Source organism: Brenneria roseae subsp. americana (assembly GCF_003115815.1).
Lineage (GTDB): Bacteria > Pseudomonadota > Gammaproteobacteria > Enterobacterales > Enterobacteriaceae > Brenneria > Brenneria roseae.
Map to the genome: position 1 here is coordinate 352,223 of NZ_QDKJ01000002.1, position 24,397 is coordinate 376,619.

Annotated in this window: 25 protein-coding genes; 20 read left to right on the forward strand and 5 right to left on the reverse strand. The window is 53.0% G+C overall.

The window, feature by feature from the left end; all coding sequences use genetic code 11:
* The first annotated feature begins 16 nt into the window (after positions 1-16).
* Together uraA and hda are read left to right on the forward strand one after the other, a co-directional pair.
* Positions 17-1,309 (forward strand): uracil permease, encoded by a 1,293-nt coding sequence (gene uraA / locus B4923_RS03525; RefSeq protein WP_109052975.1) that lies wholly within the window; start codon positions 17-19, stop codon positions 1,307-1,309.
* A 123-nt stretch (positions 1,310-1,432) separates the two neighbouring features.
* Positions 1,433-2,140, forward strand: a complete 708-nt coding sequence (hda, locus tag B4923_RS03530) for a DnaA inactivator Hda (RefSeq protein WP_168709749.1) — start codon at positions 1,433-1,435, stop codon at positions 2,138-2,140.
* Positions 2,141-2,145: 5 nt separating this feature from the next.
* On the opposite strand, the gene arsC is transcribed toward hda, so the two are convergent.
* The 3 genes from arsC to rpiB all read right to left on the reverse strand — a co-directional run bounded on the left by arsC (position 2,146) and on the right by rpiB (position 4,641).
* Entirely contained in the window at positions 2,146-2,502 is a 357-nt protein-coding gene (gene arsC / locus B4923_RS03535) for an arsenate reductase (glutaredoxin) (RefSeq protein WP_109052977.1), read from the reverse strand.
* Between the two features lie 29 nt (positions 2,503-2,531).
* A complete protein-coding gene (bepA, locus tag B4923_RS03540) occupies positions 2,532-3,995 on the reverse strand; it encodes a beta-barrel assembly-enhancing protease (protein ID WP_109052978.1) in 1,464 nt (487 codons plus the stop codon).
* A gap of 193 nt (positions 3,996-4,188) precedes the next feature.
* A complete protein-coding gene (gene rpiB, locus B4923_RS03545; protein WP_109052979.1) occupies positions 4,189-4,641 on the reverse strand; it encodes a bifunctional allose-6-phosphate isomerase/ribose-5-phosphate isomerase RpiB in 453 nt (150 codons plus the stop codon).
* Between the two features lie 363 nt (positions 4,642-5,004).
* Here rpiB and B4923_RS03550 point away from each other — a divergent pair, with 363 nt between their 5' ends.
* The 6 genes from B4923_RS03550 to alsK all read left to right on the forward strand — a co-directional run bounded on the left by B4923_RS03550 (position 5,005) and on the right by alsK (position 11,055).
* A complete protein-coding gene (locus B4923_RS03550) occupies positions 5,005-5,889 on the forward strand; it encodes a MurR/RpiR family transcriptional regulator (RefSeq protein ID WP_109052980.1) in 885 nt (294 codons plus the stop codon).
* 68 nt (positions 5,890-5,957) lie between these two features.
* Positions 5,958-6,893 (forward strand): D-allose transporter substrate-binding protein, encoded by a 936-nt coding sequence (gene alsB, locus B4923_RS03555; protein ID WP_109052981.1) that lies wholly within the window; start codon positions 5,958-5,960, stop codon positions 6,891-6,893.
* 57 nt (positions 6,894-6,950) lie between these two features.
* Positions 6,951-8,483, forward strand: a complete 1,533-nt coding sequence (gene alsA / locus B4923_RS03560; RefSeq protein WP_109052982.1) for a D-allose ABC transporter ATP-binding protein AlsA — start codon at positions 6,951-6,953, stop codon at positions 8,481-8,483.
* Complete coding sequence (alsC, locus tag B4923_RS03565; protein WP_109052983.1) at positions 8,462-9,442, forward strand: D-allose ABC transporter permease; 981 nt, start codon at positions 8,462-8,464, stop codon at positions 9,440-9,442. Before alsA ends, alsC begins: the two co-directional genes overlap by 22 nt.
* 10 nt (positions 9,443-9,452) lie before the next feature.
* On the forward strand, positions 9,453-10,151 hold the full coding sequence (gene alsE / locus B4923_RS03570; protein WP_109052984.1) for a D-allulose 6-phosphate 3-epimerase: 699 nt from the start codon (positions 9,453-9,455) through the stop codon (positions 10,149-10,151).
* Positions 10,135-11,055 carry an allose kinase gene (gene alsK, locus B4923_RS03575; protein WP_109052985.1) on the forward strand — a complete coding sequence of 307 codons (921 nt, stop codon included), beginning with the start codon at positions 10,135-10,137 and terminating at the stop codon, positions 11,053-11,055. The genes alsE and alsK overlap by 17 nt, the downstream gene beginning before the upstream one ends.
* 98 nt (positions 11,056-11,153) lie before the next feature.
* On the opposite strand, the gene bcp is transcribed toward alsK, so the two are convergent.
* Together bcp and B4923_RS03585 are read right to left on the reverse strand one after the other, a co-directional pair.
* Positions 11,154-11,621 (reverse strand): thioredoxin-dependent thiol peroxidase, encoded by a 468-nt coding sequence (bcp, locus tag B4923_RS03580; RefSeq protein ID WP_109052986.1) that lies wholly within the window; start codon positions 11,619-11,621, stop codon positions 11,154-11,156.
* Between the two features lie 2 nt (positions 11,622-11,623).
* The gene (locus B4923_RS03585; RefSeq protein WP_210732693.1) at positions 11,624-12,199 is read right to left on the reverse strand and encodes a glycine cleavage system transcriptional repressor; all 576 of its coding nucleotides are present in this window, start codon (positions 12,197-12,199) and stop codon (positions 11,624-11,626) included.
* Positions 12,200-12,847: 648 nt separating this feature from the next.
* Here B4923_RS03585 and dapA point away from each other — a divergent pair.
* The 12 genes from dapA to B4923_RS03645 all read left to right on the forward strand — a co-directional run bounded on the left by dapA (position 12,848) and on the right by B4923_RS03645 (position 24,391).
* Positions 12,848-13,726, forward strand: a complete 879-nt coding sequence (gene dapA / locus B4923_RS03590; protein WP_109052988.1) for a 4-hydroxy-tetrahydrodipicolinate synthase — start codon at positions 12,848-12,850, stop codon at positions 13,724-13,726.
* A 16-nt stretch (positions 13,727-13,742) separates the two neighbouring features.
* A complete protein-coding gene (gene bamC / locus B4923_RS03595; RefSeq protein WP_109052989.1) occupies positions 13,743-14,780 on the forward strand; it encodes an outer membrane protein assembly factor BamC in 1,038 nt (345 codons plus the stop codon).
* Positions 14,781-15,009: 229 nt separating this feature from the next.
* Positions 15,010-15,723, forward strand: coding sequence for a phosphoribosylaminoimidazolesuccinocarboxamide synthase (gene purC, locus B4923_RS03600; protein ID WP_109052990.1), 714 nt, complete (start codon positions 15,010-15,012; stop codon positions 15,721-15,723).
* A gap of 389 nt (positions 15,724-16,112) precedes the next feature.
* A complete protein-coding gene (locus B4923_RS03605) occupies positions 16,113-16,970 on the forward strand; it encodes a transporter substrate-binding protein (protein ID WP_109052991.1) in 858 nt (285 codons plus the stop codon).
* A 46-nt stretch (positions 16,971-17,016) separates the two neighbouring features.
* Positions 17,017-17,679 carry an amino acid ABC transporter permease gene (locus B4923_RS03610; RefSeq protein WP_109052992.1) on the forward strand — a complete coding sequence of 221 codons (663 nt, stop codon included), beginning with the start codon at positions 17,017-17,019 and terminating at the stop codon, positions 17,677-17,679.
* A 9-nt stretch (positions 17,680-17,688) separates the two neighbouring features.
* Entirely contained in the window at positions 17,689-18,351 is a 663-nt protein-coding gene (locus tag B4923_RS03615) for an amino acid ABC transporter permease (protein WP_109052993.1), read from the forward strand.
* Positions 18,348-19,139 carry an amino acid ABC transporter ATP-binding protein gene (locus B4923_RS03620; protein WP_109052994.1) on the forward strand — a complete coding sequence of 264 codons (792 nt, stop codon included), beginning with the start codon at positions 18,348-18,350 and terminating at the stop codon, positions 19,137-19,139. The genes B4923_RS03615 and B4923_RS03620 overlap by 4 nt, the downstream gene beginning before the upstream one ends.
* Before the next feature lie 33 nt (positions 19,140-19,172).
* Positions 19,173-19,556 (forward strand): RidA family protein, encoded by a 384-nt coding sequence (locus tag B4923_RS03625; RefSeq protein WP_109052995.1) that lies wholly within the window; start codon positions 19,173-19,175, stop codon positions 19,554-19,556.
* A gap of 36 nt (positions 19,557-19,592) precedes the next feature.
* Positions 19,593-20,369 (forward strand): IclR family transcriptional regulator, encoded by a 777-nt coding sequence (locus B4923_RS03630; protein WP_109052996.1) that lies wholly within the window; start codon positions 19,593-19,595, stop codon positions 20,367-20,369.
* 16 nt (positions 20,370-20,385) lie between these two features.
* Positions 20,386-21,582, forward strand: a complete 1,197-nt coding sequence (locus B4923_RS03635) for an amino acid deaminase (protein WP_109052997.1) — start codon at positions 20,386-20,388, stop codon at positions 21,580-21,582.
* A gap of 254 nt (positions 21,583-21,836) precedes the next feature.
* On the forward strand, positions 21,837-22,289 hold the full coding sequence (locus B4923_RS03640) for a DUF441 domain-containing protein (protein ID WP_109052998.1): 453 nt from the start codon (positions 21,837-21,839) through the stop codon (positions 22,287-22,289).
* 8 nt (positions 22,290-22,297) lie between these two features.
* Positions 22,298-24,391, forward strand: coding sequence for a tRNA(Met) cytidine acetyltransferase TmcA (locus B4923_RS03645; protein WP_109052999.1), 2,094 nt, complete (start codon positions 22,298-22,300; stop codon positions 24,389-24,391).
* Positions 24,392-24,397 lie beyond the last annotated feature (6 nt).

Sequence of the window (24,397 nt, forward strand, 5' to 3'; positions counted from 1 at the left end):
TACAGAGGATATAAAGATGACTCGTCGCGCCATCGGGGTAAGTGAACGACCGCCCTTGTTACAAACCATCCCGCTGAGCTTCCAACATCTGTTCGCGATGTTTGGTGCCACCGTTTTGGTACCGATCCTGTTCAAGATCAATCCGGCGACGGTACTGTTATTCAACGGTATTGGCACGTTGCTTTATTTGTTTATCTGTAAAGGCAAAATTCCTGCCTATCTGGGCTCCAGTTTTGCATTTATTTCACCGGTGCTGCTGCTGTTGCCGTTGGGCTATGAGGTCGCATTGGGTGGATTTATCATGTGCGGCGTGCTGTTTTGTCTGGTGGCGCTGATTGTCAAAAAAGCCGGGACAGGCTGGCTGGACGTCTTGTTCCCGCCTGCGGCCATGGGAGCGATTGTTGCGGTAATCGGTCTTGAACTGGCGGGCGTCGCTGCCGGTATGGCCGGATTATTGCCTGCCGACGGTACGGCAATGGATACCACGGCGGTGACGATTTCGCTGTCCACGCTGGCGGTGACGATCCTGGGATCGGTGCTGTTCCGTGGTTTTCTGGCGATTATCCCGATTTTGATCGGGGTGTTGGCTGGATATGCCTTGTCGTTTGCCATGGGCGTGGTGGATTTCGCCCCTGTCAGCGAGGCGCACTGGTTTGCTCTGCCGACTTTTTACACGCCGCGTTTTGAATGGTTCGCCATTCTGACTATTCTGCCAGCCGCACTGGTCGTCATCGCTGAACATGTCGGCCATCTGGTTGTGACGGCGAATATCGTCAAGAAAGATCTTATGCGTGATCCGGGGCTGCACCGCTCCATGTTCGCCAACGGTATTTCTACCGTTTTGTCCGGATTCTTTGGTTCCACGCCCAATACCACCTACGGCGAAAACATCGGCGTACTGGCCATCACCAAGGTATACAGTACCTGGGTAATCGGCGGCGCGGCGATCATCGCCATCCTGCTTTCCTGTGTCGGTAAGCTGGCGGCGGCGATCCAGGCGGTACCGGTGCCGGTAATGGGGGGCGTCTCGTTATTGCTGTACGGGGTAATCGGCGCATCGGGTATTCGTGTGCTGATTGAATCCAAAGTGGATTACAACAAAGCGCAGAACCTGATTCTGACCTCCGTGATCCTGATTATCGGTGTCAGCGGCGCTAAAGTTCATCTGGGGGCGACCGAGCTGAAAGGTATGGCGCTGGCTACGGTCGTGGGCATCGGTATGAGTCTGTTATTCAAAGTGATTAGCCTGTTCCGCAAAGAGGAAGTGATTCTGGACGCGCCTGATGCAGAAGACACTATGCATCGTTAAGGCGATGTTTACGGATTGCCGTCTGCTTTGTCTCACTCTGTTGCGGGGCTGGTTCGCGACGCCCTCAACAGGGATGAGTTTCTGTGATAGACTCGAACGGTTTTCCTGCCTGTCTTGCTTGAGGTGATTCTGAACACGCCGGCACAGCTTTCATTGCCACTTTATTTACCGGATAACGAAACGTTCGCCAGTTTCTATCCGGGAGAGAACGCGTCTCTTCTTGCCGCGATTACCAACGCGCTGCGTCAGGAACATGGAAGTTATATTTACTTCTGGTCACGGGAAGGGGGAGGCCGCAGCCATCTGTTGCACGCCGCCTGTGCCGATTTATCCCGTCATGGACAGGCGGTGGGCTATGTGCCGTTGGATAAACGGGCCTATTTCGTCCCTGAGGTACTGGACGGCATGGAGCAACTGGCGCTGGTGTGCATGGATAATATTGAGTCTATCGCGGGTGATGAAGCCTGGGAAATGGCCGTTTTCAATCTCTATAACCGCGTTCAGGAAACCGGCCACACCCGTCTGCTGATTACCGGCGATCGTCCTCCGCGCCAGCTTAATCTGCATCTTCCCGATCTTTCTTCGCGCCTGGACTGGGGGCAGATTTACAAGCTACAGCCACTGTCCGATGAAGAGAAAGGCGAAGCGCTGCAACTGCGGGCGAAACTGCGAGGTTTTGAACTGCCGGAAGACGTCAGCCGTTTTTTGCTTAAACGGCTGGATCGTGAAATGCGGACGCTGTTCACGACGCTGGATCAGCTCGATCATGCTTCTATCACCGCCCAGCGCAAGCTGACCATTCCTTTTGTCAAAGAAATCCTCGGGCTGTAGCCCGGCTACACTATCTCCAATACCTGCTCGGGCGGACGCCCAATGCGGGCCTGTTGACCAGCCACCACGATGGGACGCTCAATCAGTCTGGGATGATCGACCATGGCCTGAAGCAGCTGCGCTTCCGTCAGTGATGCGTTGGCGAGATTCAACTGCTGGTAAATCTCTTCTTTCTTGCGCATCAGATCGCGGGCGCTGTTCAGGCCGAGTTGCTGAATCAAGCGGGTCAGCGTGTCCGCATCGGGCGGAGTATCCAGGTAGCGCACCACATCGGGTTCAATGCCGTGCTGTTGCAGCAGCGCCAGCGTTTCACGGCTCTTGGAACAGCGGGGATTATGGTAAATCGTTACGTGTTTGGTCACGGTAAATTATCCTTGATTTCTATCCGGCGTCAGGATTTCTGATATTGACGGAAGCGCTGCTGGAGCTGGCGCAGCTGGTCGATACGCGCATCATAGCGGGCCTGTTCCAGACTGCCGAGTTTAACTAACGAGCTGGCGTTGCTGAGCAGGCGTATGGATTGATCGAGCTGCCCGGTTAACGCCATGCTTTCCGCTCTGGCCGATAATTCTTCCGATCGCAGTCCCTGGGCGGCAGAAGCTTGCGCCAGCAGATCCCAACCGTTTGGATCGTCAGGATGGGCATAGGTATAGCGATAGAGAATTTTACTCGCGGCAGCAGGCTGTTTCCCTTCAACGTAAGCGTTCGCCAGATTGAGTTGCAGTACCGGATTGTTTTGTACGCCAGCCTGGTTTTGCAGCCGGGCGATCGCTTGTGTCGCACGATTTTGCCCCAGATCGATATCCGTCATGAGATCCAGAAACCACGGGCTATCAGGCGTTTTACTCAATAGCGGCTGTAAGATATTGCGGGCTTCATCGTATTTTTTGGCCTGATAGAGACGAATGGCCTGTCCATATTGTGCCGCCAGCTGCTCACGCACATTCCCTTTTGCCCAGGCATCCAGCAGATCATCACTGAGAGGCCGGTCTGCCGAGCCATACATACCAAAGGTGCGCACTTTCGCAAACAGGAAATCCTGTGACGACTGAACCGGCGTTGAACGCATCTGATTGGCGCGGTTACGCGCATCGGCCAGACGGCTTTCCGGTAAGGGGTGGGTAAGCAGAATTTCCGGCGGTTTCGAGCTATAGCGCGACTGATCGGCCAGCTTTTGCATAAAGTTCGGCATGGCCTGCGGATCAAAACCGGCGCGTTGCAATACCTGGATACCGATACGGTCCGCTTCCTGTTCGTTAGCCTGAGTAAAGGTAATCATTCCCTGTTGGGCCCCGGCCATGGTCCCGCTTAACGCCGCCATGCCCAACTGGGGATTTGCCATCGCCAGGAGAATGGAACCGAGCGCACCTACCCAGGTTAGCGGCGCATTACGCTGTTGCGACTCCATGGTTCGGGCCAGATGGCGCTGCGTAACGTGCGAAATTTCATGCGCCAGTACCGAAGCCAGCTCGCTTTCGTTATCCGCGTAGCGAAACAGGGCCGAGTGCAGCACGACGTTGCCGCCGAAAAAGGCGAAGGCGTTGATGTCATCATTACGAATCAGGAAGAAGTGGAAAGGCGTTCGTACCGAATCCGCCTGTTTTACCAGCCTGTTTCCCAACTGATTGATGTAATTGGACAGCAGGGGATCGTTAATCAGCGGCGCGCCGGCCCGTAACTGGCGGACATAAAAATCGCCCATCGCCAGTTCCTGATTGATGCTGAGAGTGCCGCCAGCGGTTGTGCCGATATCAGGCAGCCTGTCCTGAATGTCGGCCTGTACGGGAAACTGGGGGCTGGTCAGCAGCGTCCCCAACAGGACGGCGATGACCGTTTTTTTTAACCGGCTAGACATAACGGAAAATAACCTTATCAACAGCCAACATTAAAGAAGCTTACTAACCATCTTAGCCAGCAGCGGCAAACAAAGAAATATTTATCCGGAAAATGGTGATGCTATGTGTTGCCGACGTCAAAAAAGACGTGGCAATCCCGGCTTCACGTATTGATGATCTGCCGACCGCATTCTCCGGCGGCGTGCGCAATGTTTATCGGCAAAAGCGTTGCTCTACCTGGCCGATCGCCTCCACTCGCACCTGGTGGCGGCCGCCTTCAAACTCCGCACTCAGCCAGGCATCAACAATCATTTTTGCCAGTTCCAGTCCTACCACACGGGAGCCGAACGCCAGAATATTGGTGTTGTTATGCTGGCGGGAAAGCTGTGCCGAATAAGGCTCGCTACAGACTACCGCGCGAATGCCGGGAAATTTGTTCGCCGTAATAGAAATCCCCACGCCAGTACCGCAGATCAAGATCCCGCCATCGGCCTCGCCGTTCACTACCGCTTCTGCCACCGCGCTGGCGAAACGCGGGTAGTCAGTGCGTTCATCCGACCAGGTGCCTTTATCAATCGCTTCAATCCCTTTTGCCCGCAGATGCGCCAGAATCTCCTCTTTGAGGATAAAACCGACATGGTCACAACCCAATGCAATCCTCTTCATGTTACACGCCTCATGTTTTGTCAGACTTTACGGTTGCGAAGGTTTTTGTGATTTATTGCCGGTTATATGGTGAATAAAACCGCAAAAACACCGCAGGTGGCCCCTGTTTTACACGTCATACTTTTACGAAGCAATATGGGAAAGTGCATTGCAAGAATGGCAGACACAGTGCCAATTCCCGGGGAATGTGTTTATCTTTATGTTTTTATTTAATTTTATTGGATGTATAAATTTGGTCTTCCGCCATAACTTCACAATAAACAAAACTTTATGAATTATTTATTTTTGTGAAGTTGTCGGCATATTTTATGTTCACCCTGTGGTGATATAGTGATGTCTTCATTTCAAGGACAAGAGAAAGCGATGAGCCAGTCTGAGTTTGATCAAGGGCTTCCACACGGTATCGGCATTGCACCTTATCTGCGTATGAAGCAGGAAGGGATGACGGAAAACGAAAGCCGTATTGTGGAATGGTTGCTGACGCCGGGTAATCTGAGTGATGCGCCGGCTATTAAAGACGTTGCCGAAGCCCTGATGGTGTCTGAGGCGATGATTGTCAAAGTGTCAAAACTGCTGGGGTTTAGCGGCTTTCGCAATCTCCGCAGTGCGCTGGTTGACTACTTTTCGCAGTCTGAGCAGGTTTTACCCGCAGAACTGTCATTTGATGAAGCGCCACAGGATGTGGTCAATAAGGTGTTCAACATCACATTGCGCACCATTATGGAAGGGCAATCCATTGTTAACGTAGATGAGATTCACCGCGCCGCTCGTTTCTTTTACGGCGCAAACCAGCGCGATCTGTATGGTGTTGGCGGTTCGAACGCGATCTGTGCCGACATCCACCACAAGCTGCTGCGTATCGGCGTACGCTGTCAGGCTTATCAGGACGCACACATCATGATGATGTCCGCCGCGCTGTTACAAGAAGGAGACGTCGTGCTGGTGGTGTCCCATTCCGGGCGGACCAGCGATTTGAAAGCGGCGGTCGAACTGGCGAAGAAGAACGGCGCAAAAATTATCTGTATTACCCATAGCTACCATTCGCCAATTGCCAAACTGGCCGACTTTATTATTTGTTCGCCAGCACCAGAGACGCCGTTATTAGGGCGAAATGCTTCAGCCCGAATATTACAACTCACATTGTTAGATGCTTTTTTTGTTTCTGTTGCCCAACAAAATATTGAGCAGGCAACGTTAAATATGGAGAAAACCGGCGCCATCGTCGATTTTTTTCGTCGTGACCGATGAAGTAAAAAAAGATTAATCCCGGGATAATGGGATTAATCGCTACGTACCCCTACAAAGAGAATACTGCTATGAATAAATTTCTGAAATTATTCAGCGCCGCCGCCGTGGGCTTAATATTATCTACCAGCGCCTTCGCTGCTGCTGAATATGCCGTAGTATTAAAAACCTTATCCAATCCTTTTTGGGTAGATATGAAAAAAGGGATTGAAGAGGAAGCCAAAACGCTTGGCATTTCCGTAGATATATTTGCTTCGCCATCTGAAGGTGATTTTCAGTCTCAGCTACAGTTATTCGAAGATTTAAGCAATAAAAATTACAAGGGTATCGCCTTTGCGCCACTCTCTTCCGTTAATCTGGTGATGCCGGTTGCCCGTGCGTGGAAAAAAGGAATTTATCTGGTCAACCTCGATGAAAAAATCGATATGGATAACCTGAAAAAAGCGGGTGGCAATGTCGAAGGTTTCGTCACCACCGATAACGTCGCAGTTGGCGCAAAAGGCGCTGACTTCATTATCGGAGAACTGGGTGCGGAAGGTGGGGAAGTCGCCATTATCGAAGGCAAAGCCGGTAACGCGTCCGGTGAAGCGCGCCGCAATGGCGCAACCAGTTCGTTCAAAAAAGCAAGCCAAATCAAGCTGGTTGCCAGTCAGCCCGCCGACTGGGATCGCATTAAGGCGCTGGACGTCGCCACTAACGTGCTACAGCGGAACCCGAATCTGAAAGCGTTTTATTGCGCTAACGATACCATGGCGATGGGCGTGGCCCAGGCCGTTGCCAACGCCGGCAAGATCGGCAAGGTACTGGTAGTGGGTACCGATGGCATCCCGGAAGCGCGTAAAATGGTTGAGGCGGGGCAGATGACCGCGACCGTGGCACAGAACCCGGCGGATATCGGCGCGACCGGCCTGAAACTGATGGTTGACGCGGCGAAAACCGGCAAGGTGATCCCGTTGGAGAAAGACCCGGAATTTAAGCTCGTCGACTCGATTCTGGTGACAAAGTAATTTCCCCCTCACCCTAACCCTCTTCCCCAGGGGAGAGGGAAAATTTGAGGAATCAATATGGTCACGCCTTATATCAATATGGCGGGGATCGGCAAATCCTTTGGTCCGGTTCACGCATTAAAATCGGTTGATTTAACGGTTTATACTCATGAGATTCATGCGTTATTAGGAGAAAATGGCGCTGGTAAATCAACGTTAATGAAAGTATTGTCGGGAATATATGAACCGACCAAAGGCACCATCAATATTAATAACGTTAATTACGATAAGCTTGACCATAAATTGGCGGCGCAATTGGGTATCGGTATTATTTATCAGGAACTCAGCGTTATTGATGAATTAACCGTACTGGAAAATTTATATATAGGTCGCCACCTTACCAAAAAAGTTTGCGGCGTCAATATTATTGACTGGAAAGAGATGCGCGTACGTGCGGCAATGATGTTATTACGCGTCGGGCTGAAAGTGGATCTCGATGCGAAAGTCGGAAATTTATCCATCAGCTATAAACAGATGCTGGAAATTGCCAAAACATTAATGCTCGATGCCAAAGTCATCATTATGGATGAACCTACCTCGTCTCTTACCAGCAAAGAGATTGATTACCTGTTTCTGATTATGAATCAGTTACGTAAAGAGGGAACGGCAATTGTTTATATCTCGCATAAGCTGGCGGAGATTCGCCGTATTTGCGACCGCTATACGGTGATGAAAGACGGCAGCAGCGTGTGCAGCGGCATGGTCGGCGATGTGTCAAACGACGACATTGTGCGCCTGATGGTTGGCCGCGAGCTGCAAAACCGCTTTAACGCCATGAAAGAAAGTACCGGCAATATCGAACGCGACACCGTGTTTGAAGTGAAAAACGTCACCAGTCGCGATAAGAAAAAAGTTCGCGATATCTCGTTTAGCGTTAACCGTGGGGAAATTCTGGGCTTTGCCGGACTGGTCGGTTCCGGGCGCACCGAACTGATGGATTGTCTGTTCGGCGTGGATAAAAGAAGCCGGGGAGAAATCCGCTTGAATGGCAAGGTGATTTCACCGCGTTCGCCGCTGGATGCGTTGAAAAAGGGGATGGCCTATATCACCGAAAGCCGCCGCGACAATGGTTTCTTCGCCAATTTTTCCATCGCGCAGAACATCGCTATCAGTAAAAGCCTGAAACAGGGCGGCTACAAAGGCGCGATGGGGCTATTTCATGAATCCGAAGAGCGCAAAACGGCTGAGGTACAGCGCAACCTGCTGGCGCTCAAGTGTCATTCGGTGGATCAGAACATTACTGAGCTTTCCGGTGGGAACCAGCAAAAGGTGCTGATTTCCAAATGGTTATGCTGTGAACCTGACGTAATCATTTTCGATGAGCCTACCCGCGGCATTGACGTCGGCGCCAAAGCCGAGATTTACAAAGTCATGCGCCAACTGGCTGATCAGGGCAAGGTCATCCTGATGGTCTCGTCTGAACTTACTGAAATTATCGCCGTCTGTGACCGCATCGCCGTGTTCTGCGAAGGGCGACTGACGCAAATCCTGACCAATCGTGAAGATATGAGCGAAGAGGAGATTATGGCATGGGCGTTACCACAAGAGTAAACGGTGAAACGGGCGGGAAAAAGTCGTTTAATTTCGCGCAGTTCTGGGACAAATTCGGCACCTTTTTTATTCTGGCAATCATTGTGGCGATCTTCGGCACGCTGTCGTCGGAATACTTCCTCACCGCCAATAACATCACGCAGATCTTTGTTCAAAGCTCCGTGACCGTATTGATCGGCATGGGGGAGTTCTTCGCCATACTGGTGGCGGGGATCGACCTTTCCGTCGGGGCGATTCTGGCGCTATCGGGCATGGTGACCGCCAAACTGATGCTGGCCGGCGTCGATCCGTTTCTTGCGGCCCTCATCGGTGGCGTGCTGGTGGGCGGTGCGTTAGGGGCGATTAACGGCTGTCTGGTGAACTGGACCGGCCTGCATCCTTTCATCATCACCCTCGGTACTAACGCCATTTTCCGCGGTGTGACGCTGGTCATTTCCGACGCCAACTCTGTCTACGGTTTTTCCTTCGAATTTGTGAACTTTTTTGCGGCAAGCGTACTTGGCATTCCGGTCCCGGTGATCTTCTCGCTGCTGGTGGCGGTGATCCTCTGGTTCCTCACCACGCGCATGCGGCTCGGACGCAATATTTATGCGCTGGGCGGCAACAAAAACTCGGCGTTCTATTCCGGTATCGATGTGAAATTCCACATGCTGGTGGTGTTCATTATCTCCGGCGTGTGCGCGGGGCTGGCGGGCGTGGTCTCTACCGCCCGTCTGGGCGCGGCTGAGCCCATGGCCGGCATGGGGTTTGAAACCTACGCCATCGCCAGCGCCATTATCGGCGGTACCAGTTTCTTCGGCGGCAAGGGCCGTATCTTCTCAGTGGTCATTGGTGGTCTGATTATCGGCACCATCAATAACGGGCTGAACATTCTGCAAGTACAAACCTATTACCAACTGGTGGTGATGGGCGGGCTGATTATCGCAGCTGTCGCTCTTGACCGGCTTATCAGCAAGTAAGGAATTCATGATGAAAATATCCCCCTCTCTGATGTGTATGGATCTGATGAAATTCAAAGAACAGATTGAGTTTATTGATAGTCATGCGGACTATTTTCATATCGATATCATGGACGGCCACTTTGTACCGAACCTGACGCTGTCTCCGTTTTTTGTCAGCCAGGTGAAAAAGCTGGCGAGTAAGCCGCTGGACTGTCACCTGATGGTGACCCGCCCGCAGGACTATATTGGTCAACTGGCGCGTGCGGGCGCGGATTTCATCACTCTGCATCCGGAAACCATTAACGGTCAGGCCTTCCGCTTGATCGATGAAATCCGCCGCCACGGCATGAAAGTGGGGTTGATCCTCAACCCGGAAACACCGGTTGAGGCGATGAAATACTATATCCATAAAGCCGACAAGGTCACCGTGATGACGGTCGATCCTGGCTTTGCCGGGCAGCCGTTTATCCCGGAAATGCTGGACAAAATTGCCGAACTGAAAGCCTGGCGTGAGCGTGAAGGGCTGAGCTACGAAATTGAGATCGACGGTTCCTGTAATCAGGCCACCTACGAGAAATTAATCGCCGCAGGCGCGGATGTGTTCATTGTTGGCTCATCAGGGCTGTTCAATCATTCAGACAACATCGACGAAGCCTGGTCATTAATGGCGCAGCAAATTCTGACGGCGAAGAAGAGCGAGGTACAGCCTCATGCCAGAACTGCATAACGTTGTGGCGGGCGTGGACATGGGGGCAACCCATATCCGGCTCTGCCTGCAAACGGCTGAAGGCATCGTGCTGCACTGTGAGAAACGCCGTACGGCGGAGGTGATTGAACCCGGTGTGGTGGTGGGGATCGCCGCGTTTATCCAGGAGCAGCTTTGTCGCTTTCATGCTCGCTGTCACCGCCTGATGATGGGGTTACCGGCGCTGATCGGCAAAGATAAACGCACGATTATCTCCACGCCCAACCTGTCGCTCGAATGGGGAGCGCTGGCAGATAAGCTGGAAGCGGCACTGGGTTGCCCGGTGGAATTCGCCCGCGATGTGAACCTGCAACTTTCTTACGACGTCAGTGAAAACGAACTGACCGATAAGCAGGTGCTGGGCGCCTATCTTGGTACCGGCATGGGCTTTGCCATCTGGCTGAACGGTGCGCCGTGGACCGGCGCGCATGGCGTGGCGGGCGAGCTGGGGCATATTCCGCAGGGCGATATGAATTTGCAATGCGGCTGTGGCAACGCCGGTTGTCTGGAAACCGTCTGTTCCGGCGTAGCGTTACGCCGCTGGTATGAACAGCAACCGCGTGACTATGCGCTGGGAGAATTGTTCCTGCACGCCACTAATGAACCGTTTGTACAGGCGCTGTTGCATCATGCGGCGCGAGCCATCGCCACCAGCATTAATCTGTTTGATCCCGATGCCGTCATTCTGGGCGGCGGCGTGATGGATATGACCGCCTTCCCCCGCGCAACGCTGGTCACACAGATTCTGGCGCATGTGCGCCACCCGTTGCCGCACGATAAAGTACGTTTTCTGGCGGCATCTTCTTCTGCATTTAACGGTGCGCAGGGCGCGGCGACCCTTGCCCGGAACCATTTTCTGATGTGTGCGCACACTGAGTGGAAATAGGGGGGAAAGACTGCAACGGTCTGAGGCGGTATTAGCGTAAAATGCCCGTATATAAACGGGCATTATTGTCGGACAGGAGAACCTATCGCCGCGGCGGTTCAGACGGTTTTCAGGTAGTCGAGAACGATGTCGTGGTGGTTGCTGGTTTTGAAATCGTCAAAAACCTTCTCCACTTTGCCGTTTTCATCGATCAAAAAGCTGATGCGATGAATGCCGTCATAGGTTTTCCCCATGAACGTTTTTTCGCCCCATACGCCGAATCCTTCTGAAACCTCATGATTTTCATCAGATAACAGTGTGAAGTTCAACAGCTCTTTTTCGACGAAGCGGGACAGTTTTTCAGGTTTGTCGGTACTGATACCCAACACTTCGACGCCATGTTTTTTCAGTTCATCCATGTTGTCACGCAGTCCGCATGCTTGTACGGTACATCCCGGCGTCATGGCTTTAGGGTAGAAATACACCAACACTTTCTGTCCCTGGAAGTCGGTTAAATTTACTTGTTCGCCGTCCTGGTCGGGCAAGCTAAATTTCGGTGCGATATCACCGGCTTTCAGTGTATTCATCACTACTCTCCGTCTTTCTCTTCATGCTGCTGTGGATAGTTCACGACGCTAATACTGCCTTGTGCGTGCAGTTCTGTACATAGCTGATAGAAGGCTGGCTCAATAATTGACCCATCCAGCATCGCAGGGCTGTGCGCGGTAATTTGAATATACAACTGCGGCGGCTCGTCACCCTGGTCATTTTGCGTTTTGGAAACCAATTCGGCAATGTTCATCTGGTGAGAATCAAATAAATCGGTGAAGCGCTCGATGATATGAGGCGAGTCGGCGACATCCACTTTCACCCACACGGTGGAGGGCATCGGCGGCCGGGCCTGAGATTCAGTGCGTTTCATGACAATCAGCAGATCCATTTCCGCCCCTTTTAACGGCAGGGTGGATTCGATCAGCGTAATCGCATTCCAGCTTCCGGAAAGCAGCATGATAAACGTGAATTCTTTGCCCAGCATGGCAAGACGGCTATCTTCAATATTACAGCCGCAACTGCTGACGTGGCGGGTAATGGCGTTAACAATTCCGGGGCGATCGACGCCCAGAGCAGTGATAACCAGATAGTGTTCTTGTGAACTCGGCAAAATGATGCTTCCTGTCCTTCTTCATGAAAGTCACATGGTAAACATAAAAAATTGCCGGGAGCAATTTTTAACGTCGCTTGCGACGGCCCGTAGGGTGACGGGCAGGACGCCCGTCGTCAAAAAGCCGGGAGCAATTTTTAACGTCGCTTGCGACGGCCTGTAGGGTGACGGGCAAGGATGCCCGTCATCAAAACGCCGGGAGCAATTTTTAACGTCGCCTGCGACGGCCCGTAGGGGGACGGGCAGGACGCCCGTCATCAAAAAGCCGGGAGCAATTTTTAACGTCGCCTGCGACGGCCCGTAGGGTGACGCTTAATACCGGCGATGACGGGGAATAACGAAGTATTCCGTCGAGCTATGCCGCTTTGGGGACGTTATTGACATCGTTCAGGATGTTTTTTGAGGGCCATCACTGTCATGGTCGGATATTCGACGATACTTGATGGTCTCTGGGGATCGTAAAACGTCGCTCGCATTGATTCGGCGTGTAAGCGGGACGTTCGTTATAACAGAAACGTCAGAAGAGTTTTTAATGCCGCTTGCGGTATCATAAAAAAAACGTGTGCCGGGGGCTTACAACACCCTTGCGCGCTTGCTTTTGCATAGAAGTCAAAAGTACCATGAGGCACTTGTTTGTGGAGGGGATGGCCAATGTTTACGGGAAGTATTGTCGCGCTGGTTACACCGATGGACGCCAAAGGCGCTGTCGATCGTGCAAGCCTGAAAAAACTGATTGATTATCATGTCGCTAGCGGTACATCAGCGATTGTTTCTGTCGGAACGACAGGGGAGTCCGCCACGCTGAGTCACGATGAGCATGGCGATGTGGTGATGATGACGCTGGAACTGAGCGACGGCCGTATTCCGGTCATTGCCGGAACGGGCGCCAATGCTACCGCAGAAGGTATTTCGCTAACCAAGCGTTTTCACGGTACGGGCGTGGTGGGCTGCCTGACGGTAACGCCGTATTATAACCGACCGACTCAGGAAGGTTTGTACCAGCACTTCAAAGCGATTGCCGAGCATACCGATCTGCCGCAGATTCTGTATAACGTGCCTTCCCGTACCGGTTGTGACATGCTGCCGGAAACCATCGCGCGTTTGTCTGAAATTAAAAATATTGTCGCTGTTAAAGAAGCGACAGGGAACTTAAGTCGGGTTAGTCAGATCCAAGAGCTGGTTAGTGAAGACTTTATTTTGCTGAGCGGTGATGATGCCAGCGGTCTGGACTTCATGCAACTTGGTGGCAAAGGCGTAATTTCCGTTACAGCAAACATTGCGGCCCGTGAAATGGTTGAGCTTTGCAAGCTGGCGGCGCAAGGCAATTTTGTTGAAGCGCGTCGTTTGAATCAGCGCCTGATGCCGTTGCATCAAAAATTATTTGTCGAACCCAATCCTATCCCGGTGAAATGGGCCTGTAAGGAATTGGGACTCATGGCGACCGATACGCTTCGCCTGCCGATGACACCATTGACTGACTCCGGTCGGGCGGTGATGGAGCGCGCGCTGAAGCAAGCGGGTTTGCTGTAACCGTTAGGGAGATTTGATGACGTATTCATTACAAAAGTCGATGGTGGCAAAAGTAGTTGGCATATCATTAGTGATGCTGTTGGCTGCTTGTTCCAGCGATCAGCGCTATAAGCGTCAGGTGAGTGGCGATGAGTCTTATCTGGAGGTGCCGGCGCAAAAAGCGCTGAATACGCCAGCCGGTATGATTCTACCGGTACAGAACGGAGATTATGACATACCGCCGGTAACCCTGAATGGCGCTGTCGGTAAAGCGCTGGATATTCGTCCTCCGTTGCAGCCATTGGCTTTGTTGAATGGTTCCCGTACCCAGATTTCGGGTAGCACGGCAACGCTGCTGTTGGAAAACAGCGCGCAAAATAGTCAGCTTTGGCCTCAGGTTGTTCGCGTCGTACAGGATAAAGGTTTCACGATTGCCAGCCGTCAGGATGCCAGTCAGACGCTGACGACCGACTGGATCATGTGGCAGCGTCAGGATGAAGACGTCCAGTATCAGGGACGCTATCAGATTTCGGTTCAGCCGCAAGGCTATCAGGTCGCGGTGGTGGTCAAACTGTTGGAATTGCAGCAGCAGACTAACCCGGTCACTGAGCCTTCCCAGCTTCAGCGTTACACCGGGCTGATGCTGAATACGATCAGTGAAGAACTGGATAGTCAGGCAACGGCGCGGGAAAACGCACTGGCAAACCGTACCAGTGGTTCGCTGGATGTACAGAGCGGCGCGGATGATACCGGTCTGCCGTTGCTGGTGGTGCGCGGTCCATACTCCGTGGTGTGGGAGCGTTTGCCGACGGCTCTGGACAAAATAGGCATGAAGGTTAACGATCGCAGCCGACCTCAGGGCTCGGTGTCCGTCACTTACAGAGCGCCGGGCAGTGGCACCTGGAATGATATCGGTGCGCGAGATCCTGAATTACCGAATGGCGATTATAAATTGCAGGTCGGCGATCTTGATAACCGTAGTAGTCTGCAATTTATTGATTCCAAAGGACATACGTTAAGCCAGTCGCAGAACGATGCGCTGGTGGCCGTGTTCCAGGCGGCGTTCAATAAGTAACCTGCAAGGGTCGGATTATCCGACCCTTCTTCATTTATTCAACAACCGATACCCAAAGTAATTGAAGTCGCTGTCAGGCGGTAAACGAACGAATTCCGATGAGCTTGCGCAGGCAGGTCTCCGGGAAGCGCGGGTGCTGTTGGTGATGCGGCCGCTTCAAATAAGAAGGGGATAAGCGTTAAATTCTCGGGCCGTCTGTGGTTGGCCCTCACTGTGTGGAGTAATAAAGATGCAAAAGCTAGCTGAGTTGTATCGTGGAAAGGCGAAAACGGTCTACACCACCGAAGATCCCGACCTGCTGGTGCTGGAGTTTCGCAATGATACGTCAGCAGGAGATGGTGCCCGCATTGAGCAGTTTGATCGTAAGGGGATGGTGAACAACAAGTTCAACCATTTCATCATGAGCAAACTGGAAGAAGCCGGGGTCCCGACGCAAATGGTAAGCCTGCTTTCTGATACTGAAGTGCTGGTAAAAAAACTGGACATGGTGCCGGTAGAATGTGTGGTGCGTAACCGTGCCGCCGGGTCATTGGTAAAACGTCTGGGTATCGAAGAAGGTATCGAACTGAATCCGCCGCTGTTTGACCTGTTCCTGAAAAACGACGCCATGCACGACCCAATGGTGAATGAGTCCTACTGTAAGACGTTCAATTGGGTGAGCGAAGAGAATCTGGCCCGCATGAAAGAACTGAGCTACAAGGCAAATGAGGTGCTGAGTAAACTGTTTGGTGATGCCGGTCTGATTCTGGTCGATTTCAAACTGGAGTTTGGTTTGTTCAAAGGCGAAGTCGTGCTGGGCGATGAGTTCTCTCCAGACGGCAGCCGTCTGTGGGATAAAGCGACGCTGAATAAAATGGACAAAGATCGTTTCCGCCAGAGTCTCGGTGGCCTGATTGAAGCGTATGAAGAAGTGGCACACCGTATCGGTGTAAAACTGGACTAATTGCGCAATCGTTTACGTTCAGCCTGTCAGATTCGTGATATGTCTGACAGGCTGATTTTTTTACCGGCTCTATCCCGATTTCTTCTCTCCCTCATGTTGTCTGCCGGGCCATTTCGCGCACTGTCTGTTGGTAACAACCTTTTTGCACTACAAACTACGTAAGTTGCACAGTTTTAGCGCATTGAACCATCAATGATCCCTCAGCCGACCAGTACGCTCGCTGATTGGATCCTCTCGCCTGACTCCTTCGTCGTAAAATTAATCCTTAATTAACAAACTATTGCTTTTTTTCATGCGCATTTTTTCCGCACCGATTATTTTTGGCGCATTTTCTGCATTAATTCCATTGCTACATACATTAGTTCGTTATAACGGAAATGGGGTGAATTATGTTCAATATAAATCAGGGTAAAGGTAGAACGAGTTGGGTGATTGGATTTTTGCTCGCTGCCACAGCGTCCGGTTTTGCCACACAAGCACAGGCTGCAAAACTGGATGATGTGTTGAAACGCGGTCATCTGATTGTGGGAACGGGCAGCACAAATGCTCCCTGGGGTTTTCAAGGCGCTGACGGCAAGTTGCAAGGGTTTGATATTGATATTGCACACATTATTGCCAAAGGATTGTTTAACGACGCCAGTAAGGTGCAGTTTGTCCAGCAATCATCGGATGCCCGGATTCCGAATCTGCTGACCGATAAAGTCGATTTAACCTGTCAGGCCATGACCGTGACCGCGCAGCGCGCTCAGCAGGTGGCCTTTACCATTCCTTATTATCGTGAAGGGGTGGCGTTGCTGCTGCTGGCAAACAGTAAACATCAGCAACTGGCGGATATGGATGCCGCGGGGAGCGACCTGAATGTGGCGGTGTTACAGAACGTCTATGCCGAAGAATTGGTGCATCAGGCGTTGCCGAAAGCCAAGGTTTCACAGTATGAAAGCGTCGATTTGATGTATCAGGCGCTCAACTCCGGGCGTGCGGATGCCGTGGCGACGGACCAGTCGTCGGCGAAATGGTTAATGGTGCAGACGCCGGGACGCTATCGTTCGCCAGACTATGCATGGAGCCCGCAGACGTACTCTTGCGCCCTGAAACGTGGCGACCAGGACTGGCTTAACTTCGTCAATACGGCGCTGCATGAATCCATGGTTGGGGTCGATTTTGCCGACTATGCGGCCGCCTATAAAAAATGGTTCGGGGGCACATTGAATACACCGCAGATTGGTTTCCCAGTTGAATACAAATAAGCATGACGGCGCCGGACAACGCTGTCTGGCGCGTTGAGGTAACACCATGGGCTATCAACTTAATTTTTCCTCTGTGTGGCAAAATTTCGATCTGTTGCTCGCCGGATTATGGCTGGGGATTGAATTATCGCTGATCTCTATAGCCATTGGCTGTGCGTTGGGGTTAACCGCCGCATTCTGCATGCTGTCGAAAAACGCGGGCTTACGCTGGGTTGCGACGCTGTATGTCACCATCATCCGAAATCTGCCGATCCTGATTTTGATTCTGATGATCTATTTTGCCTTGCCGAGCCTGGGCATTCGTTTAGATCAGCTCGGCTCGTTTATCGTCACGCTATCGCTGTATGCCGGGGCCTACCTGACCGAAGTGTTCCGGGCCGGTTTGCTGGGGATCCCCAAAGGGCAGCGAGAAGCCGGACAGGCCATCGGCCTGAAAGAGTGGCAAATCAAATGTTACATCATTATTCCGGTCATGTTCCGCAATGTACTGCCTTCGCTCAGCAATAATTTTATCTCCTTGTTCAAAGATACCTCGCTTGCTGCCGCTATCGCGGTACCGGAACTGACTTTTTATGCGCGAAAAATAAATCTGGAAAGTTATCGGGTTATCGAAACCTGGCTGGTTACCAGCTTGTTATACATCGCGACCTGTTACCTGCTGGCAGCGCTGTTGCGCATGCTTGAGCAGCGGCTGGCACTGGTGCGTTAAGGAGAAGAGATGAACGATCCTTTTAGCTGGTGGTATCAGCTCTGGCAGGCAAGAACCACGCTGGCTCAGGGCTTTGCCATTACGTTATCCAGTTCGGTACTGGCGATTTTGTTAGGCACATTGCTCGGCGCAGTGGTGGGACTGTTGCTGAGCTATGGCCGCGGACCTGTGCGTTGGACGGTTCGATTTTATATTGATGTGATCCGCGGCACGCCGGTACTGGTGCTGGTGTTGTCCTGTTTTTATATCGCCCCGGCATTGGGTTGGCATATCGGGGCTTTTGAGGCCGGAGTCATGGCGCTGGCGATGTTTTGCAGTTCCCATGTGGCGGAAATTGTACGCGGCGCGCTACAGGCGGTACCAAGGGGACAGAGTGAAGCGGCGAAGGCGATTGGTCTGACGTTTTTTCAGGATCTCTGCTACGTCCAGTTGCCGCAGGCGCTACGCCAAATTCTGCCTACCTGGGTCAACTCCGCCGCGGAAATTGTCAAGGCTTCGACGCTGCTGTCCGTCATTGGCGTGGCTGATTTATTACTCAGTTCGCAACAGGTGATCGCCCGCACTTTTATGACGCTGCCATTTTATGCGTTCGCCGGGCTGTTGTTCTTCATCATTAACTTCTCGATTGAGCTTTTAGGCCATCATCTGGAAAAGAAAGTGAGATTGCCATGAATCAGACACCGAGCGTAGTGGCTGACGCGCCACTGTTGAAAATCAATAACCTGCACAAGCAATATGATCAGGTTGAAGTCCTTAAGGGGATCGATCTCACGCTGGCGCGCGGCGACGTCGTGACATTAATCGGCTCCAGTGGTTCGGGAAAAACGACGCTGCTGCGCTGCGTAAATTTATTGGAGGAATTTCAGCAGGGAGAAATTCTCCTTAACGATCAGCCTATCGGTTACCACCAGCAGCAAAACAGGCGGATACGTCATCCTGAAAAAGTGATCGCGCAGCATCGCGCCATGACGGGGATGGCGTTCCAGCAGTTCAATCTATTCCCGCATTTAACGGCGCTACAGAATGTGACGCTGGGACTGCTGAAAGTGAAAAAAATACCGAAAGATGAAGCGGTTGCTAACGCGGAGCGTTGGCTGGAACGCGTCGGTCTACTGGCGCGCCGCGATCACTATCCTGGTCAATTGTCCGGTGGCCAGCAGCAGCGAGTGGCGATTGCCCGCGCTATCGCCATGAATCCCAGTCTGATGCTGTTTGACGAAGTCACCTCTGCGCTGGATCCCGAATTGGTCGGAGAGGTGCTGGCGGTGATCAAAAGTCTGGCGGAAGACGGGATGACCATGTTGTTGGTCACGCATGAAATGCGCTTTGCCTACGAAGTCTCTGACCGGATTGTTTTCATGAATCAGGGACGCATCGAAGAGGAAGGGCCCCCTAAGCAATTATTTCATCAGCCCGTGTCGCCACGTTTGGCTGAGTTTATTAAACATTCCCATTTTTAACCGACGATAAATCACAACCACAGGAGTGATGATATGAGTATTACCCGTTACGGTGCTGGTGAACGCGGTGCAGGCGGTCAGCCATTACCTTTTGCGCGCGCGGTAGGGGCGGATGGCTGGCTCTATGTGTCCGGTCAGGTGGCGATGGAGAAGGGAGAGATCGTTGATGGCGGCATTATTGCCCAAACCCATAAAGCCATGCAGAACGTAATCGCCATCCTTGAGGAAGCGGGCTATGGCCTGGAACATGTTGTCAGGATAGGCGTATGGCTGGACGATCCCCGAGACTTCTGGAGTTTTAATAAAGTTTTTGCGGAGTATTTCTCTGCTCATGCCCCTGCGCGCGCCTGCGTGCAATCCAGCATGATGGTGGATTGCAAAGTGGAAATTGACTGTATTGCTTATAAGTCAGTATAACTGTCTGAAAGATAAGTAGTACCTGAGGGGGAAGTCATGACGGTTCCGGATGTAAAGCGGCGCGCGCGCGGGCTTGATCGTGCGTTCGAAATACTCGAATACCTGAAAATACAGCGACAACCGTTGCGTCCGCATGATATTGCCAAGGGGATTAATGCCCCGAAATCAACGGTGTATGAGTTGATCGCGCTGCTGCAAGAACGGCGAATTCTTGAGCCGGTTGGTCATGACGGTCTGGTGTATCTGGGAAGGGAACTCTATTTTCTGGGTCAGGCGCACCTTAACCATTTTGATTTTACCCGCGAAGCCGATCGTTTTCTGGAACAGATCGTCGAACGTACCCATGAAACCGCACAGATGTGTCTGCTTAACGGGCGAAAATATAACGTTGCGCTGATGCGTGAGGGCGAGCGCGCTTTCCGTATTTCTTCCGGCGTGGGGGAGGACATCCCGATCCCCTGGACGGCTTCCGGGCGATTGTTGCTGGGGCATATGAGCGATGAAGAGATCCTCGACTTTGTTCCAGCAGATGATTTCACGTTACCGAATGGCACAAGATTGTCGCCAGATCGATTTTTACATGAGATCCGTCAGTCGCATCAGGAAGGTTTTTTCTCTTTCGATAGCATAGCGGATACCTATACTCACTGTTTTGCTGCCGGTGTTTACAATATTCAACATCAGTGTATCGCCACGTTTTGTATCGTGGCGCCACGTGGTGATGCTTATGTTAACCATGATCATTACCGTAGCGTGCTGATGGAGTGCGCGCGGGCGATGGAGCAACGGTTGGCCGGAAAACAAAGCAGATAAACCTGGAGTACATGATATGTCTTACTCTGATAAAGGCAGCGCCCGCTTAGGCGACAGCCTTCTGAAACAGGTCAGCCTGCCTGCGCTGGTGCTGCATCAGCAGGCGCTGAATCATAATCTGCGTTGGATGCAGGACTATGCCAATGCGCATCGCGCGCAGCTGGCGCCGCACGGAAAAACGACCATGACGCCTGCGCTTTTTCGGCGTCAGCTAGAGCAGGGCGCATGGGGAATGACTCTGGCGACAGCAGTGCAAAGCTCCGTGGCCTATGAGCACGGCGTGCGGCGAGTTTTGATGGCGAACCAGCTGGTTGGCGAGCCCAATATGGCAATTATCGCCGGTTTGCTGAGGCAGGGCGGGCTGGAGTTCCACTGTCTGGTGGAAAATCCGGATAACGTGCGGGCGCTGGGAGATTACTTTGGCGCTCAGGGGCTACAGTTGAACGTGATGCTGGAAATCGGCGTACCTCATGGTCGCTGCGGCTGCCGCACCGATCGGCAGATTAACGCCGTGTTGGCCGCTATCGACGCTTCACCCGCGCTGGTGTTGACGGGAATTGAAGGCTATGAAGGGGTGATTCACGGCGAGCAGCCGGAAGGCGCGATCCAGGCCTTTGCCGCTTATCTGGTGGAAACCGCCGTGTCGCTACAGGGGCAGGGGAAATTTGGCATCCGTCGTCCTTATATCACCGCGTCGGGTTCTGCCTGGTACGATCTGATCGCGGGCGAATTTGCGCGGCTACAGGCGGATTCGTTGTTTACTCCCTTGCTGCGACCGGGGTGTTATCTGGTTCACGATCATGGATTATATAAAGTGGCGCAGGCTGGCGTGTTGCATCGTCATCCGGAGATGGATGGCGCGCTGCTGCCGGCGATGGAGGTATGGGCCCATGTGCAATCCCTGCCGGAGTCAGGATGCGCCATTATCGCATTTGGCAAACGGGACATCGCCTTTGACGCCGGATATCCTGAACCGCTGCGTCATTATCCCTTGGGCGAACGTGATCCTGTTGTCTTTGGACAGGACTACCACATCACGGCAATGATGGATCAGCACGCCTTTTTGCAGATACCGGCGGAACATGGTCTTCGCGTGGGCGATATCATTGCGTTTGGCGCCTCTCATCCGTGTCTGACGTTTGATAAATGGCGTCAGGTCTGTTTGGTCGATGACGATCTGAACGTGGTTGAAATAATGCCGACATTCTTCTGACGCCAGCCCGGCAGCGTCTCTGTACCGAATCTCCCCTTCATTTTTGTTACCGGGCCCCTTGCGGGCCCTGTCCCGCTGGGACGCGGCCTTCCGGCGTTGGCCCCGGCGGCAGGCAGGATAGCCATTTGCAATAGCGTTTATCGGTAGATTTTGTGGATTAATCCCTTGAATCGCGTTGTCTGATGCTATTATTAGTCGCTTCTGCGTATGTCGCTCCCGATGACTTTTTTCTGATTCATGGGCAAGGACTTTTCATGGCCTATTTTGATCCGACGTTGTTAATTTTACTGGTGCTGGCCGGGCTGGGCATTATCAGCCATAACATGACGGTTACGTTGGCAATCCTTATTTTATTGATGGTGCGTATTACACCGCTGAATAACTATTTCCCGTGGGTGGAAAAATATGGCCTGAGCATTGGCATCGTTATTCTCACCGTCGGCGTCATGGCGCCGATCGCCAGCGGAAAGATCACCGCCGGTGAAGTGATACACTCGTTTTTGCACTGGAAATCGCTGCTGGCAATTTTGATTGGCGTCGTCGTGTCGTGGCTGGGCGGGCGCGGCGTTTCCCTGATGAGTAACCAGCCTTCCGTAGTGGCGGGACTGTTGGTCGGCACCGTGATGGGCGTTGCCCTGTTTCGCGGCATTCCTGTCGGGCCGCTAATTGCCGCAGGCCTGCTGTCTCTGCTGATTGGCAAAACCTGATCTCTCCTATGTCTGCCAGATTCCCTGACTTTTTAAACAGCCTGTCTCAGCAAATCCGCTATGGCGTTCGCCGTTTGCTGGTGTTGAGCGGTGAATCTGACTGGAGTGAAACTCAGGCGCGGTTGCTGATGGATCTCGCCGGGGAAAGCGGGTTATGGATCAGCGATCGTGCGCCGGATGGCGTGACGTCGTTAGCCGCCGGTAAAATCCGGACACGGCTAGGGCATGAGTTCGGTCATGCGGTGTTTGATGCCCGGCGCGGGTTGGATGTTGAAGCGCTGGCGATGCTGTCCGGAACACTCCGGGCCGGAAGCTGGCTGTTGTTGTTAGTTCCGCCGTGGCAGGACTGGCACCGTTTGCCGGATGATGACAGCCTGCGCTGGAGTGAACAACCCCGGCCGATAGCCACGCCGCGTTTCATTCGGCATTTCCAACGCCAACTGCTTGCGGATGATGACGTCACGATCTGGCAGCAAGGGCAAACGCTGGCGATCAAACCGCTGTCCCATCGCCCGGAATGGCAGCCCGCCAGCGGAGAACCCACGCCTCGGCAACAACCTATTCTGGCTCAGTTGCTCGCGGCTCCGCAGGGCGTTTATGTGATTACCGCGCCACGCGGACGGGGCAAATCGACGTTGGCCGGCATGTTGACGCAGCGCTGGGACGGGCCATGCTGGATAACGGCGCCATCCCGTTCGGCAACCGATGTACTACAGCATTATGCCCGCAGTGATGTGCGGTTCTGGGCCCCGGATGCGCTACTGGAGTATTGTCGTCTCAATCCGCTGCCGCAAATTGATTGGCTGCTGATAGATGAAGCCGCCGCGATCCCATCCCCTGTTCTGAGCGCGCTGCTCAAATATTTTCCCCGAATTCTGATGACGACGACCGTACAGGGATATGAAGGTACGGGACGCGGGTTTCTGCTGAAATTCTGTGCAACGCTGCCGCAGTGGCAGGCCTTTACGCTGGATGAACCTTTGCGCTGGGCCAATCACGATCCGCTGGAGCGCGTGCTGGATAATGCGTTGCTGTTCGCCGATCCCCGGCCCAATACACCAGGGCAATCAAACAGCGTAAATGGCGAATCGCTTTCATCACCATCCTGCGACATCAGGGAAGAACATCCCGATGACTGGCTGCGTCAGCCGTTGCGTATGCGGCAGTGCTACGCGCTATTGTGCAGCGCACATTACCGTACTTCGCCGCTTGACCTGCGTCGCCTGCTGGATGCGCCCGGTATGCATGTTTACAGCGCCAGCGCAATGGGTGAGGTTAGCGGCGTGCTGTGGATGGTGGATGAAGGGGGATTATCCGCTGAACTGGCGCATGCCGTATGGGCCGGGGTGCGTCGTCCGCGGGGCAATCTGGTGGCTCAGTCATTAGCGGCGCATGGCGGGCAATGGACTGCGCCGACGCTCCGCTCCCGACGTATCAGCCGTATTGCCATCGCTGCCGATTACCGGCGGCAGGGCTTCGGACAAGCCCTGATTGAGCATGGCAAACGGGCGGCACGCTCACAGGGCGTGGATTATCTATCGGTGAGTTTTGGCTATCAGCCGGATCTATGGGCGTTCTGGCAATCCTGCGGTTTTCAACTGGCGCGTATCGGCAGCCATCTTGAAGCCAGCAGCGGCTGTTACAGCGCGATGGCGCTATTGCCGCTGAATGCCAGCGGTCGGCAACTGGCGGATCGGTGCGCTCATCAACTGGCGCGGGATTGGTACTGGCTGCGCCGCATTATCCCGCTTGATTTACCGCTGCCGCTGAATAAGAGCACCGGGTTGGATGAAGAGGACTGGCGTACGCTGGCGGGGTTCGCTTTTTCCCATCGGCCAATGGAAGCCAGCTTTGCCGCGTTGTCCCGACTGATCGCCAATATCGCCTTCCCTCCGCCTGCGTTGCATTTGCTGAGTGAAAACCCGCTGGATATCGAACAAATGGTCAAAACGCTTGCTCTGCCGGGGAAAAAAGCGTTGCTGCAACGATGGCGTGAAGAAACCGCAGCAGCGCTGCGCGATAACGATTCGGCCGCCTGCCGGCATTGGCAACACTGGGTGTCAAATGGCGGTGAGACTGATGATGGCGCTGTTCTTCCCTGAAAAGGC